11 protein-coding genes are annotated in these 14336 nt (G+C 75.7%); 8 read left to right on the forward strand and 3 right to left on the reverse strand.

The features are described from left to right. Window position 1: 1 nt before the first annotated feature. A complete protein-coding gene (locus tag ACFLFB_RS08370) occupies window positions 2-2788 on the reverse strand; it encodes a hypothetical protein (protein WP_392545254.1) in 2787 nt (928 codons plus the stop codon). Continuing rightward, complete coding sequence (locus ACFLFB_RS08375; RefSeq protein WP_392545255.1) at window positions 2788-4575, reverse strand: HSP90 family protein; 1788 nt, start codon at window positions 4573-4575, stop codon at window positions 2788-2790. Before ACFLFB_RS08375 ends, ACFLFB_RS08370 begins: the two co-directional genes overlap by 1 nt. A 136-nt stretch (window positions 4576-4711) precedes the next feature. Here ACFLFB_RS08375 and ACFLFB_RS08380 point away from each other — a divergent pair, with 136 nt between their 5' ends. Further along, window positions 4712-5239, forward strand: a complete 528-nt coding sequence (locus ACFLFB_RS08380; protein WP_392545256.1) for a SigE family RNA polymerase sigma factor — start codon at window positions 4712-4714, stop codon at window positions 5237-5239. Further along, window positions 5236-6513, forward strand: coding sequence for a hypothetical protein (locus ACFLFB_RS08385; protein WP_392545257.1), 1278 nt, complete (start codon window positions 5236-5238; stop codon window positions 6511-6513). The genes ACFLFB_RS08380 and ACFLFB_RS08385 overlap by 4 nt, the downstream gene beginning before the upstream one ends. Here ACFLFB_RS08385 and ACFLFB_RS08390 read toward each other — a convergent pair. Continuing rightward, the gene (locus tag ACFLFB_RS08390) at window positions 6501-7352 is read right to left on the reverse strand and encodes a sulfurtransferase (protein ID WP_392545258.1); all 852 of its coding nucleotides are present in this window, start codon (window positions 7350-7352) and stop codon (window positions 6501-6503) included. The two genes, ACFLFB_RS08385 and ACFLFB_RS08390, sit on opposite strands and share 13 nt — an antisense overlap. A gap of 41 nt (window positions 7353-7393) precedes the next feature. Between ACFLFB_RS08390 and ACFLFB_RS08395 the strand changes: the two genes are divergently transcribed. The 6 genes from ACFLFB_RS08395 (at window position 7394) to ACFLFB_RS08420 (ending at window position 14175) form a co-directional block, all read left to right on the forward strand. After that, entirely contained in the window at window positions 7394-8134 is a 741-nt protein-coding gene (locus ACFLFB_RS08395; protein WP_392545259.1) for an alpha/beta fold hydrolase, read from the forward strand. Between the two features lie 147 nt (window positions 8135-8281). Beyond that, entirely contained in the window at window positions 8282-9529 is a 1248-nt protein-coding gene (gene dusB, locus ACFLFB_RS08400; protein ID WP_392545260.1) for a tRNA dihydrouridine synthase DusB, read from the forward strand. 171 nt (window positions 9530-9700) lie between these two features. Then, on the forward strand, window positions 9701-10405 hold the full coding sequence (locus ACFLFB_RS08405) for a YdeI family protein (protein WP_392545261.1): 705 nt from the start codon (window positions 9701-9703) through the stop codon (window positions 10403-10405). A 4-nt stretch (window positions 10406-10409) separates the two neighbouring features. After that, window positions 10410-11675 (forward strand): deoxyguanosinetriphosphate triphosphohydrolase, encoded by a 1266-nt coding sequence (locus ACFLFB_RS08410; RefSeq protein WP_392545262.1) that lies wholly within the window; start codon window positions 10410-10412, stop codon window positions 11673-11675. Between the two features lie 38 nt (window positions 11676-11713). Further along, window positions 11714-13645, forward strand: coding sequence for a DNA primase (dnaG, locus tag ACFLFB_RS08415; RefSeq protein WP_392545263.1), 1932 nt, complete (start codon window positions 11714-11716; stop codon window positions 13643-13645). After that, window positions 13642-14175 (forward strand): hypothetical protein, encoded by a 534-nt coding sequence (locus ACFLFB_RS08420; protein WP_392545264.1) that lies wholly within the window; start codon window positions 13642-13644, stop codon window positions 14173-14175. The genes dnaG and ACFLFB_RS08420 overlap by 4 nt, the downstream gene beginning before the upstream one ends. The last annotated feature ends 161 nt before the right edge of the window (window positions 14176-14336 follow it).

Consider the following 14336-nt stretch of genomic DNA (forward strand, 5'->3'; position numbering starts at 1 on the left):
CCTAGGCCTCCGGGCCGAACTGGGCCCACGCCCGCTCGGCCTCCTCGGCCCGCCCGTGGCGGTCGAGCAGGCGGGCGAGCGCTCCCGCTGCGTCGACCCGCTGGTCGTCGAGCCCGGACGCCGCGAGCCGGGGGAGGACCGCCCGCAACCGCGGCTCGGCCTCCTCCAGCCGGTCGGCGTCGGCGAGCATGCCCGCGCCCTCGGCGTGCAGGACGAGCTCGAGCTCGGCCCCGACGAGCGCCTCGGCGCGGGCCAGCCGCTCGACCGCGCCGTCGACGTCGCCGTGCTTGGCGAGCAGGTGGGCGCCCTGGCGCAGGACGTAGGGCTCGATGACCTCGCCGTCCCACTCGTCCTCGGCGACCCCCGCCTCGGCGGCGAGGGCCTGGCCGGCGGGGACGGCGGCGTCGAGGTCGCGCAGGCCGGCGGCGAGGTCCTCGGTGTCGGCGCGCAGGGCCGCGCGCGAGCGGCGGGCCTCGACGTAGAGGGCGACGGTGTTCGACGCCCTGGCCTTGTCGATGGCGTCGTCGTAGTGGCTCGCGGCCGCCTCGACGTCCTCGCCGTCCCAGGCGGCGTTGCCCGCGCGCCACTGGGCGTGGGCGGCCTCGTGGATGCGCTCCTCGGCCTCGAACGACGCCGACGCCGTGGCGAACGCGGTGCGCGCGGCGCGCCACTGGCCCAGGCCGATGAGGCTGTTGCCCAGGGCCCAGCCGACCGGCCCGACGAGGCCGGGGGTGTGCTCGCGCAGCACCGGCAGCGCGGCCTCGAGGAGCTCGGCGGCCTCGGCCGGGCGACCGGACTCGACGTAGGCGAGCCCGAGGAAGCGCTGGCCGTGGGCGAGGAGGAGGGGGTCGCGGGTCGAGGTGGCGGCCGCCACGACGTCGGCGGCCGGGCCCTCGAGCTCGTCGTAGGCGTTGCGGTCGACGAGGACGTCGCACAGCGCGAGGAGGACGGGCACGCGGGCGCGCTCGGCGGACCCGGTGATCTCCAGCGCCCGGCGCAGGTGCACCTCGGCGGTCTCGAGGTCGCCGTGCGCGCGGGCCAGGCGGCCGCGGACGTCCTCGACCATGAGCTGGAGGACGGGGACGTCGGCCACGCTCGGCTCGACCCGGTCCAGGCGCGCGGTGGCCTCGGTGGCGCGGGCCGGGCCCATCGCCATCGCGACCTCGATCTCGCTGAGCAGGCGTCGGCGCTCCTGCCCGGCCCGGGCGTACCCCTCGGCGGAGCGCTCGAGGAGGGCGGCGGGGTCGTCGGGCGTGCCGAAGTAGGCGACGCGGCGCCAGATGCCCGCGGCCTCCCCGGGGTGGCCGTCGGCGTCGAGCCGGTCGGCGATGGCGAGGGCGGCGGCGTCGTCGCCGTCGAGGATGGCGCCCTCCGCCCGGGCGCGGGCCACCTCCACCTCGTCCTCCGCCCGGCGGGCATGCTCCTCGGCCTCCGCGAGCCGGGCGCGGTGGCGCTCGGGGCTCCCGGCGTCCTGGGCGCTGACCCGGTCGAGGAAGGCGACCGCCGACCACTCCTCCGGGGAGGTGGGGGTGGGGGCGTCCTCGCGGTCGGCCAGCCACGAGCGCACGAGCTCGTCGACGTCGGGGTCGAGGGAGAGCATCGCCTCGCGGGTGGCGTCGGCCCGCTCGACGAGGCCCAGGGGGACCTCGACCCGGCGGCCGCGACGCGCCGGGGTGACGTCGACCGCGGTCTCGGGCAGCCGGGTCGGCGGCAGGGTGGGCTCGGTGGGCACGGCGGCGTCGTCGTGGGCGGCGGCGAGCCGTCGCGACATCTCGCCCGAGCCGTTGCGCGCGTCGAACGCGGCTGCGACCTCCTCTGCAGTGCGGCGCAGCTCGGCCGCCACCTCGTCGGTCGGGCGGCCGTCGATGTCCGCGGGGGCGAGGCCGACGACCGCGGCACGCTCGAGGACGTGGGCGGCGGTGCCCGCGAACCACATCCGCGACCGGGGGCTGAGCAGGTCGTCGAGCAGGCTCAGGCGGGGGACGAGGAGGTCGACCGCGCGGTCGACGTTGCCCAGGCGGAGCAGGACGCGCAGGCAGTCGCCCACGGTGTCGGCCGCCCTGGCGCCGTCGGCGAGGTGCCACGCGCGGCGGTAGGAGGAGATCGCCCCGTCGAGGTCGCCCTGCCCGACCCGCAGCAGGGCGTCGAGCCCGAGGCTGGAGCGGGGCTCGTCGCCGCAGCTCAGCTCGCCGTCGACGGTCGGGCGGATCAGCTCGAGGGCGCGCTCGGGCTCGGTGTCGGCGACGAGGTGTGCCTGGTCGCGCCGCTCGCAGGCCTCGCAGTCGCTGCGGCTGTCGCGCGGCTCGGCGAGCCACGCGGTCAGCTCGCGGTCGACGGTGTCGGTGTCGCCGAGGTCCATGGCCAGCTTGGCCCGGGCGGCGTGCACCGGGCGCAGGTGGTACCCGTCGCCGCGGAAGACGGTCTCGAGGTCGTCGGTCGCCGCGACGAGGGTCTCGAGGGAGAGGTCGGGAAGGTCGCGGACCAGCTCGACGGCCCACTTCAGCTGCCACAGGACCTGGTCGCGGTCGTCCTGGTCGAGCCCGCGCTCCGGGGCGAGCGACTGGCGCAGCCACGCGTAGTGCGTGAGGGTTCGGGGGTCGCGGGCCACGTGGTAGAGCGCCGCGACGAGGTCGGTGCGGGCCACGAACTCCTCGGCGAACGAGCCGTTCGCCTGGGCCAGGCGCAGCGCGCCCTCGTGGGCCCGCACCCGCTCGATCCCGACCGGGGCCTCGTCGGCCTCCATCGACACCGTGGCGAACTCGGGTGACACCTGGTCCCACTGCCTCATCACGGGCCTCCGTCGATGGCCCGGTCGATGAGAGCCGGCAGCGCGCGGGCCACGAGCGCGCTGTCGAACGGGGTCAGCGGGTGCCGACCGGAGAGGAGGGCGTGGGCGTACAGGGCCTCGACGGCGACCTGCTGCAGGGCTGCGTCGGCGCCGGCGGCGAGGCGCCGCACGGCGGGGTTCTCGACGTTGAGGACGAAGCGCGGCTCGGCCGACGGCGTCGCGATGGTCTCCAGCGCCTCGGCCCACGGGCCGGCGGCGGAGGCGGCGACCTCGCGCCGGTCGCGCTCGAGCAGCGCATCGCGCCCGATGAGGAGGACCGCCTGGAGCGTCGTGGGGCGGAACGACCGGGCGACCGGGACCGCACCGGCGCGGGCCAGCACGGCGCGGGCCACGTCGAGCAGCGGCTCGAAGGTGCGCTCGTCCTCGGGCGAGGGAGGGGAGAATCGGTCGGCGAGCTCGTCGGGGCCCAGCCGCCGCGAGTCGAGCCCGGGGGAGCGGCGGACCCAGCGCTCGAGCAGTGCGGTGTCGTAGGCGTACCCGGCGTTGAGGACGGCGATGTCCTCGGCCCGCGCGATGGCGGCGACCTGCTGGTACGCGTCGACCGAGTCGACGTAGGTGACGACGCGGTCGAGCTCGCAGAACTGGGCCAGCGACATCGTGCCGACGGTCGTCTCCCACGGCAGCACCTCGGCGACGACCTCGAGCATGTCGTCGTCGGTGGTGGCGGCGGCCTTCGCGGCGAGGTGGTGGACCCGGAAGAACTCCTCGGCGCGGGCGCGGTCGGTGCGCACCATCCGCAGCAGCCAGCGCTTGAGCTGCTCGCCGAGGCGGGCCCGGGTCTCGTCGAGGAGGTCGTCGTCGTGCAGCGCCTCGCGCGACGCGGTGAGGCCGAGGCGCTCGGTGTCGACGACGGCCCGCACGAAGAACGCCCACTCGGGCAGGAGGTCGGGAACGTTCTCGCCGACGAGCATCCGCTTGGCGTAGAGGTGGTGGGCCGAGCGCGCGCCGCCCGGGTGGGGGAGGACGAACGCCTGGCCCCTCAGCCCGGCTGCGGGGTCGGAGAGGTCGACGACGTCGAGCGGCCGCTCGCGCAGGAGGCGCTGGCCGAGGGCGAGGCCGGCCTCGCGCCGTCGGGAGGGGTCGTCCTCCTCCCAGGGGTAGCGGCGACCGGCGACCTCCACCGGTCCGTCGGGTCCCTCGACGACGACCTCGAGGGCGAGGTGCCGGCCGAACGTCGAGGCCAGCGAGCGGACCACCCGGGCCGACAGGAGGTCGGCGGCGCTGCCGCGCGGGCGCAGCGCGACGTCGGTGCCGGGCTCCGTGCGGGGTTCTGGCGCCGGCGTGACAGCGTATGTGCCGTCGTCGCGCCCGACCCACAGCCAGGTCTCGTCGGTGCCGGCCCGGCGGGTGGTCACCCGGATCTCGTCGGTGACGAGGAAGCAGGACAGCAGGCCGATGCCGAACTGGCCCAGGAAGCTCTCTCGGGCCAGGCCGAGGGCGTCGCGCTTGGTGGACGCGCCGATGGTCGCCAGGACCCCGCGGATGCCGGCCTCGTCGAGCCCGATTCCTGTGTCCTCGACGTGGAGCATGCCGTCGGTGGACACGTCGGCCGGGACGATGCGGACCCGCCGGGGTGCGCCCGCGTCCTCCTCGGTGCGGGCCGTCACGGCGTCGACGGCGTTCTGCAGCAGCTCGCGCAGGTAGACCCGCGGGCTGGAGTACAGGTGGTGCGACAGCAGGTCGACCACCCCGCGGAGGTCGACGTGGAAGGTCGCGTCCCCCGTCATGCGCCGATCCAACCACTCGACGTCGCCGGGTGGCGACGCGGGCGCCTGTGAGGTCGGCGCGTCGCGGCACCCAACCTTTCGCCCCGGCCGGTGCGTTGGGAGAGTGGAGGACGACGACGCGGACGAGGAGGTGGGCGTGGGGCGCACGGAGGCCGTGTGGCCGGCGGACGTCGAGTTCGTCGAGTACGTCCGCGCGCGCCAGCACCGCCTGCTGCGCGCCGCCTACCTCGTGTGCGGCGACCTCCACCTCGCCGAGGACCTCCTGCAGGGCGCGCTCGTCAAGCTCGCCGGCCAGTGGGAGCGGGTGCGCGACGAGCAGCCCGACGCCTACGTGCGGCGCATCCTCTACCGCGACGCGGTGTCGTCGTGGCGCAAGCGGCGCCACGAGGTCATCGGGCTCGACCCCGTGTGGGACGCCCCGGCCGCCTCGTGGGAGAGCGAGACCGTGGAGCGCCGCCTCGACGTCCTGCGGGCGCTCGACACGCTGAGCCCGCGGCAGCGCGCCACGGTGGTGCTGCGGTTCTTCGAGGACCGCTCCGAGCGCGACACCGCCGACATCCTCGGCTGCTCGGTGGGCACCGTGAAGAGCCAGACGCACGACGCGCTGGCGCGGCTGCGGGCCGCCATGCCCCGCGCCGACCTCGAGACCGGAGGCTCCCGATGACGACCGACCTGCGCGACCTGCTCGAGCTCGCCAGTGACGACGTGCCCGAGACCGACCTCGCCACCGACGCGTGGGAGACCGCGGTCCGGCACCGGCGCACGGTGCGGCGGCGGGCCCTCCTCGGTGCGGGCGCCGTGGCGGCCGCGGCCGCCGTGACCAGCGTCGTGGTGCGCGAGACGCCGTCGGGGACGGGCGTGGCCGGTCGGCCCACCCCGTCGCCGACCCGCCTGCGCAACGCGGTCGTGGGAGGGGTCACCGCCGACCTCGCGCCCGACCCCGGCGACGAGACCGCCCTGCCGCTGTACCGCGACGCCGCCACGCTCGGCCTGGCCACGCTCATCGGCTTCGACGACGCGATGCGCCTGCCCAAGCTCGGGGCGGAGGCCGGGCGGCCCACGAACACCGCGTCGGTGCGGGCCGTGATGCTCGCCTGGACCCCCGGCGCGGAGGGCCTGATGGCCGTGCTGCACCTCCCGCGGGCGGCCGCCGGTCTGGACTACCTCGTCTGCTCGGGCGTGCCGCTGGTGCGGGCCGACCCCACGCAGAGCGGGGGTGGCATCGTCCTCGGGCCGCGCACCATCCGGGACGACCGGCTCGCCGTGGTGCTGCCGCAGCCGGGGGAGGTCGTCGTCATCGATGCCCGCAACGGCACCGCCGACCGGATCCCGGTGCCCGACAGCACGATCCACCGCACCGGCTGGGCCAAGGACAACCGCACCGTCGTGGCCCACGGCACCGACCGGACCTGGCTCGTCGACACCGCCGAGGGGACCGTGGCCGAGGCGACGAGCGTGGTCGGGGCCGGCTGGGTCGACCTCGTCACGGTCGACGGCGTCACCGAGCTGCGGACCTTCTCGGCGGCCGGGGCGTCCACCGGCTCGCGCTCCCTGCGCGGCCCGGTGATCGAGGTCGACGGCGAGTCGGTGAGCAACACCGAGGCCTGGGTGGCGTCGCACGCCTACCTCGGCCAGACCTACGGGGGCGCGATCGCCCGGAGCCAGGGCCTCATCGCGGTGCAGGGAGACCTGCGTCCCATCCCCCGGGTGCTCGCGGCCACGCGCTCGCCGGCGGTGCCGAAGGGCTGCTACCGCCCGCTGGCGTGGGGGCCGCAGGACGTCGTCATCCTCGAGTCCCGCTCGTTCGCCGGCCTCTCGGCGCGCCCGACGCTGCGGCTGCTGGCGTGGGACGTCATCGGCGGCGGGCTGTCGCGGGTGGGGGAGGTGGGCCCGGTCGGCACGAACGCCGGCGGGTTCACCGGGTCCTACGCCCTCTGACCGTCGGGCTCGGGCCCCAGCGCGATCGGACGCGTCGGGTCCTCGATCCACTCGCTCCACGACCCCACGTACGGCACCGAGGTGATGCCGGCGGTGTGCAGGGCCAGCGACATCTGGGCGGCGGTGACGCCGGAGCCGCACTGGGTCCCCACCGGGGTGTCGCGGTGCACGCCGGCCGCCGCGGCGCGCTGCCGGATGAGGTGGGCCGCCAGGAACGTGCCGTCCTCGGCCAGGACGTCGGCCATCGGCAGGTTGGTGGCGCCCGGGACGTGGCCGGCGGTGTGGTCGATGGGCTCGGCGTCCCCGCGGAAGCGCTCGGCGGTGCGGACGTCGAGCAGGACGCCGGTGCGCGCCATCGAGGCGGCGGCCTCGGCGTCGAGGACGGGGACGGAACCGGGCCGGACGGTGATCGAGCCGGGCTCCGGGGTGGGGACGTCTTGGGTGACCGGCAGGCCGGCGCGCTGCCAGGCGGCGAGCCCCCCGTCGAGGACGCGCACCTGCGGGTGGCCGGCCCAGCGCAGGACCCACCAGGCGCGGGCGGAGGCGAGCGAGGTCTGCTGGTCGTAGACGACGACCTCGGTGTCGTCGTCGAGGCCGGCCCGGCGCAGTGCGGCCTCGAGGACGGCGGGGTCGGGCAGGGGGTGGCGGCCGCGGCGTCCGGGCGGGCCGGCGAGGGCCTCGTCGAGGTCGACGAACGGGGCGCCGGGGACGTGGGCCGCGCGGTAGAGCTCGGGACCCGGGGTGCCGCGGAGGGCGTACTGGACGTCGACCACGGCGGCCTCGCCGCGGGCGAGGAGGGTCGCGAGGTCGTCGGCGGTGACGAGGGCGGGGACGGTCACCCGGCCATCCAACCACCGCCCTCCTCGGCGAGAATGGCGCGGTGCCCCGTCCGGTCCGCGTCGTCCTCCTTCACGGCTCCCAGCTGAGCGGGGCCCAGTGGGCGCGGTACGAGGCGCTGCTGGGCCCGGACGTCGACGTCGTCGTGCCCGACCTCCCGGCCCACGGGTCGCGCCGCGGTGAGCCGTTCACGTGGGAGGCGGCGCTCGCCGTGGTGGGGGAGGCGGTGGAGGGTGGCGACCCGTCGGTGCCCGTCGTCCTCGTGGGGCACAGCCTGGGTGGGTACCTCGCGATGGCGTGGGCGTCCGAGCACCCGACCCGGCTGGCCGGGCTGGGGCTGCTCGGGGCGACGGCGGTGCCGGCGGGTCCCGGTGCGGCGCTGTACCGGGGGATCGCCCGGCTCGAGGGACGGCTCGGGGTCGACCGGATGTCGCGGGCCCTGGACCGCCAGTTCGACACCCTCCTCCCGGACGAGCTCGCCGCCCTCATCAAGGAGGCCGGGTACGGGTTCGACGGCATCCCGGCCGCGTGGGACGGGGTGATGACGCGCTGCCGCCCCTCGATGCTGGCGGCCGTCACCTGCCCGGTCCTGCTCGTCGCCGGGCAGTTCGACCAGCTCCGGGTGGACGCGCGGCGGTTCGCCCGGGCCGCCCGCTCGGCCCGGTGGGTGCGGTCGGTGACGGTGCACCACGGGCTGCACGTGTTCCCCCTGACCCACCCCCACGACACCGCCGCCGCCCTCTGGGAGCTCGTCACCGCCGCGCGCGAGCCCGCGTCCCCCTAGCGACCTCGTGCGACTTCGGTGCGGTTCTGACGCCCGGAGCCGCGCGAAACCGCACTCAACTCGCACGAGGTCGCACGAGGTCGCTCGGTGGTGGCCTCGGGGACGATTTCGGGGGTTCCGGGGGCGTCGGGGAGAATGGTCGGCGCCATGTCCGTCTCCACCGCCCCCACCGTCCCCACCGCCGCGCCGGCCACCACGCCCGCCGGCGTCCCCGTGCTGCCCCCGCTGCGGATCGGGCGCCACGTCATCGAGTCGCCGGTCGTCCTGGCGCCGATGGCCGGCATCACGAACCGCGCGTTCCGCCGGCTGTGCCGCGAGTACGGGTCGGCAGGGCTCGAGGCCGGGGGCGCGTCGGGGGCGACGAGCCTGTACGTCAACGAGATGGTGACCTCGCGGGCGCTCGTCGAGCGCAACGCCGAGACGATGCGGCTCATCTCGCACGGCCCCGAGGAGCAGCCCCGGTCGGTGCAGCTGTACTCGGTCGACCCCGTCACGGCCGGGCTGGCCGCGCGGATGCTCGTCACCGAGGACCGCGCCGACCACATCGACCTCAACTTCGGCTGCCCCGTCCCCAAGGTCACCCGCAAGGGTGGGGGCGCGGCCCTGCCGTGGAAGACCGAGCTGTTCCGTGGCATCATCCGGGCCGTCGTCCGCGAGGCCGCGCCGTTCGACGTGCCGGTCACCGTGAAGATGCGCATCGGCATCGACGACGACCACGTCACCTACCTCGACGCCGGGCGGATCGCCGAGGCCGAGGGCGTGGCGGCCGTCGCGCTGCACGGGCGCACGGCGTCGCAGGCGTACTCGGGGAGCGCGAACTGGGACGCGATCGCGCGCCTCAAGGAGGCCGTGAGGACCGTGCCCGTGCTCGGCAACGGGGACATCTGGTCGGCCGAGGACGCCCTGGAGATGGTGCGGCGCACCGGCTGCGACGGCGTCGTCGTCGGGCGCGGGTGCCTGGGGCGGCCGTGGCTGTTCACCGACCTCGCCGCCGCGTTCGCGGGGTCGTCGGTGCGGGTGCAGCCGGGCCTGGCCGAGGTCACGGCCACGCTGCGCCGGCACGCCGAGTACCTCGTCGACTTCTACGACGGCGACGAGGCGCACGCGTGCCGCGACATCCGCAAGCACATCGCCTGGTACCTCAAGGGCTTCCCGGCGGGGTCGACGGTGCGCCACCAGCTGGCGCTGGTCGACAGCCTGGAGTCCATCGACGCCCTCATCGCGACGATGGACCTCTCGGCGCCCTGGCCCGGCGAGCCCGCCGAGGGGCAGCGCGGCCGCGCCGGGTCGCCCCGCGTCGTGGCCCTGCCCGAGAACTGGCTGCGCTCGCGCGACCTCGACGCCGAGCAGGCCGCTGTCGTCGCCCAGGCCGAGCTGAGCGTCTCCGGCGGCTGACCCCCCGCGCCCCCCGGCGCGGGCTCTGGTCCACTCGGTCGGCTCTGGTCCACCTGCCCGGGTGGCGGTGCGTTCGCGCCGCCATCCCCGCAGATCGACGCCACCCCGCGCAGTGGACCAGAGCCCGCAGGAGGGGCGCCGGGTGTCGGAGCGCATCGCTAGGGTCGGGGCATGGCGCAGGCGGACACGGGGGAGCACGAGAACAAGGGGACGCAGATCGGGACCCCGGGGGGCACGCCCGACAAGCCGGCGATCTTCTTCGCCGACGCCGACGAGTTCGGGCGCTGGCTCGCCGCGCACCACGACACCGAGACCGAGCTGTGGATGGGCTTCTACAAGAAGGGCCACCCCAAGGCCACCCTGACCTGGGAGCAGGCCGTGCGCGAGGCGCTGTGCTGGGGCTGGATCGACAGCAAGGCCCAGGGCATCGACGAGCACTCGCGCCGCCAGCGCTGGACCCCGCGCAAGGCCACGAGCAACTGGTCGACGGTCAACATCAACGCCGTCGCCGAGCTCACGGCCCAGGGCCGGATGCAGCCCAGCGGGCTCGCGGCGTTCGAGAAGCGGCGCGCCGACCGCAGCGGGATCTACACCTACGAGAACGAGGGGCTCGAGCTCGAGCCCCGCTACGCCGCCGCCCTCGAGGCCGACCCCGCCGCCGCCGCGTTCTGGGCCGGCGCCACGAACGGCTACCGCAAGATCGTCACCATCTGGGTCATGACCGCCAAGCAGGAGAAGACCCGCGACGCCCGCGCCGCGACGCTCGTCGAGGACTGCGCCGCCGGCCGGATGATCAAGCCCCAGCGCTACGGCACCGAGCCCTCGTGGGTCGCGCGGGCCGCGGCAGCGGCGGAGGAAGCGGCCCGCCTAGGGTGAGCGCGTGACCTCCACCGAACCGGACCGCGAGACCTACACCGGTCGCGACCGCGAGCGGTGGGTGCGGGAGGACCCCGCGCACAAGCGGGCCGACCGCGACGACTTCGCCCGCGACCGCGCCCGGCTCGTGCACTCCGCGAGCCTGCGTCGCCTCTCGGCGAAGACCCAGGTCGTCCAGCCGGGCAGCGACGACTTCGTCCGCAACCGGCTGACCCACTCCCTCGAGGTCGCCCAGATCGGCCGCGAGTTCGGGGCGGCCCTGGGCTGCAACGCCGACGTCGTCGACACCGCCTGCCTCGCCCACGACCTCGGCCACCCCCCGTTCGGGCACAACGGCGAGTCCGCCCTCGACGCCCTCGCCGCCGGCATCGGGGGCTTCGAGGGCAACGCCCAGACCCTGCGCGTCCTCACCCGGCTCGAGGCCAAGCGGATCCACCCCGACGGCCGCCCCGCCGGCCTCAACCTCACCCGCGCCAGCCTCGACGCCGCCACGAAGTACCCGTGGCGGCGCGGCGCCGCGCCCCACCCCACGGTGAAGTTCGGCGTCTACGACGACGACCTCGACGTCTTCGACTGGTTCCGCGAGGGCGCCCCGGAGGCCGGCCGCAGCGTCGAGGCCGAGGTCATGGACTGGGCCGACGACGTCGCGTACTCCGTGCACGACGTCGAGGACGCCATCGCCTCCGGCTGGCTCGACCCGCGCGCCCTGCGGGACCGGCACGACGTCGACGCCGTGGTCGCCGTCGCGGGCGAGGTCTACGAACCGGGGCTGACCCCCGACGAGCTCGGCGCCGCCCTCGACCGCGTTCTCGCCTCGGGTGCGGTCCCGGACGGCTACGACGGCACCCGCGCCTCCCTCGCCGGCCTCAAGGACATGACGAGCCGCCTCATCGGACGCTTCGTCGTCGCCGTCGAGCAGGCCACCCGCGAGCGGCACGGCCCCGGCCCGCTGACCCGCCACCACGGCGACCTCGTCGTGCCGCGGGGGAGCAGGGCCGAGTGCGCCGTCCTCAAGGCCGTGGCCGCCCACTACGTCATGTACGCGGCCGAGCGGGTCGAGCTCTACGTCAGCCAGCGCGAGGTCGTCGCCGAGCTCGTCGCCGCCTACGAGGCCGACCCCACCCGCCTCGACCCCGACCTGCGGGCCGACCTCGCGGCCGCGACCACCGACGCCGAGGCGCTGCGCGTCCTCGTCGACCAGGTCGCCTCGCTCACCGACGCACGGGCTCTGACCCTGCACCGCCGGTGGTGCCGCCCGCAGACGACCTAGACTCGCGGCAGCACACGCGGGGACACCGAGAGGAAGCAGTGGCGGGTCGGATCAGGGCCGAGGACATCACGACGGTCAAGGAGCGCACGTCCATCGAGGACGTCGTCCGCGACCACGTGACCCTGCGCCCGGCAGGCGTTGGCTCACTCAAGGGCCTGTGCCCCTTCCACGACGAGAAGAGCCCCAGCTTCACGGTGCGCCCGAGCGTCGGCAGCTACCACTGCTTCGGCTGCGGCGAGGGCGGCGACGTCCTGTCGTTCGTGCAGAAGGTCGAGCACCTCACCTTCACCGAGTCGGTCGAGCGGCTGGCCCAGAAGCTCGGGATGGAGCTGCGATACGAGGAGGGTGGCGGCCCCCGCGACGGCGGCGCCTCCCTCGGCAAGCGGTCGCGGCTCATCGAGGCCCACCGCGTCGCGCAGGAGTTCTACGCCGAGATCCTCCTGGACACCACACGCCCCGACGCCCGCGCCGGCCGCGACTTCCTGCGCGAGCGCGGCTTCGACAGCGCGGCCGCCGAGCGGTTCGGCATGGGGTTCGCCCCGCAGGGTGGCGAGGCCCTGAGCCGGCACCTGCGCGGCCGCGGCTTCACCGAGGACGAGCTGGTCACCGGCGGCCTGTCCGGCAAGGGCCGCGGCCTCTACGACCGCTTCCGCGGGCGGCTCATGTGGCCGATCCGCGACACCACCGGCGACACCGTCGGCTTCGGCGCGCGACGCCTGTTCGAGGACGACCGCATCGCCGCGAAGTACCTCAACACCTCCGAGACGCCGATCTACAAGAAGAGCCAGGTCCTCTACGGCCTCGACGCCGCCAAGAAGGCCATCTCCACCGAGCGCCGCGCCGTCGTCGTCGAGGGCTACACCGACGTCATGGCCGCGCACCTGTCCGGCGTCGAGGGCGCGGTCGCCACGTGCGGCACGTCGTTCGGGGTCGACCACATCAAGCTGCTGCGCCGCATCATGCGCGACGAGGCCGACCAGGCTCCGGCGCGCGTCGTGTTCACCTTCGACGGCGACAAGGCCGGCCAGGCCGCCGCGATGAAGGCCTTCGGCGAGGACCAGCGCTGGGTCGCCCAGTCGTTCGTCGCCGTCGCCCCGGACGGCATGGACCCCTGCGAGCTGCGGATCGCCAAGGGCGACGCCGCGGTGCGGGCGCTCGTCGACGGCGCCGTGCCGATGTTCGAGTTCGCCGTGCGCACCACCATCCGCCGCTTCGACCTCGAGACCGCCGAGGGGCGCGTCCAGGCGATGAAGGCCGTCGCGCCGATCATCGGCTCGATCCGCGACCAGAGCCTGCGCCCCGAGTACACGCGCACCGTCTCCGGCTGGCTGGGCCTGGAGGTCGAGCAGATGGCGGCCGAGGTGCGCAAGGCCGGCAAGCTGCGGGCCGACGACACCGGACCCGATGCCGCGCGCCGCCCCGCGAGCACCGACGACGTGCCCGAGCCCGGCCCCGAGGCCGCCCTGCCCGCGCCCAACCTGCGCGACCCCGTCGTCTTCGCCGAGCGCCAGCTCCTCCAGGCCCTGGTGCAGTACCCCCAGCAGTTCGACGACGCCACCGTCGACGCCCTCGAGCCCGAGGCGTTCACCGCACCCGCGCACCGGGCGGTGCTCGACGGCATCCGGATCGCCGCGCCCACGGCCCGCACCGCCTCCACCGCCGCCTGGGTCGCCGCCGTCGTCGAGGCCGCGCCGCTCGCCGTGCGCGCCCTCGTCGCCGAGCTGTCCGTCGCGCCGCTGCCGACGAAGTTCGACCCGTCGTCCGGCCTGCCCCCAAAGCGCTACCTCGGCGCGCTGGTCGCCGACGTCCTCGACCGGCTGCTCGGGCGGCGCATCGCCGACGCCACGGCCGCGGTCCGCCGGGTCCAGAACGACCCCGAGGCCGACCCCGACGACCTGCGCGCCCGCACCGTCGCCCTCAACGCCCTCGAGCTCGAGCGGGTCCGCCTGCGTGAGGAGGTCTCGTCGTGAGGATCGAGTGGACCGGCCTGCGCCGCCCCGGCGTCCCGGCCGACGTCGCCGCCGTCATCGCCCCCGGGCACGGCGAGAAGCTGCTCGCCTGGGCCGCCGAGGAGCGCACCGGCGGCACGGTCGTCGCCGGCCGGCACCGGCTCTACGCGGTCGCTCCCGGGCCCGACGGGCTCACCGTCGCTCTGGCGCGGCCGTGGCACCTCGTCGACGCCGGGTCGTGGGAGGGCGAGACCGCGACCCTCACCGTCACGTGGGTCGACGGCGAGAAGCCGGTGCGCCTCGTGCTCCCCGAGCCCGGCCAGGTGCCCGAGACGCTGCGCGAGCGGGTGCAGGCGTCGGTCGTCCTCGCCGAGGCGGTCGACCTCGGCAACCGGCGCACCGCGAAGGTCGTCGTCCGCAAGGACCTCGAGACCGACCGCCTGCTCAGCCAGGCCGTGCTGCCCAAGGGCGTGCGCAGCACCGACCCGGGCGTGTCCGAGCAGGTCCGCGAGGGCCTGGCGCGGGTGCGTGAGCAGGTCGGGCTGAGCTGAGCCGAGGGCGCGAACCGGCCCTCGCGGGGACGGTTCCCGCGCCCGTCGGCGGTGGTACTCGCGCCCGCCGGGGCCGGTTCCTCGGCCCATGGGGGCCGGTTTCTTCGAGGGGTCCCACCTTTGCTATCGTTGCCGGGCGCTGCTGGGGCGATCCCCCGGTG

The organism is Oryzobacter telluris, assembly GCF_043099285.1.
Classification (GTDB): Bacteria; Actinomycetota; Actinomycetes; order Actinomycetales; family Dermatophilaceae; genus Oryzobacter; species Oryzobacter telluris.

What these genes read in the sequence shown, in the direction of transcription:
- ACFLFB_RS08405 (WP_392545261.1), top strand. Translation starts at nt 9,701, where the DNA reads ATGGCGCAGGCGGACACGGGGGAGCACGAGAACAAGGGGACGCAGATC.
- ACFLFB_RS08370 (WP_392545254.1), bottom strand. Translation starts at nt 2,788, where the DNA reads ATGAGGCAGTGGGACCAGGTGTCACCCGAGTTCGCCACGGTGTCGATG.
- ACFLFB_RS08385 (WP_392545257.1), top strand. Translation starts at nt 5,236, where the DNA reads ATGACGACCGACCTGCGCGACCTGCTCGAGCTCGCCAGTGACGACGTG.
- ACFLFB_RS08375 (WP_392545255.1), bottom strand. Translation starts at nt 4,575, where the DNA reads ATGACGGGGGACGCGACCTTCCACGTCGACCTCCGCGGGGTGGTCGAC.
- dusB (WP_392545260.1), top strand. Translation starts at nt 8,282, where the DNA reads ATGTCCGTCTCCACCGCCCCCACCGTCCCCACCGCCGCGCCGGCCACC.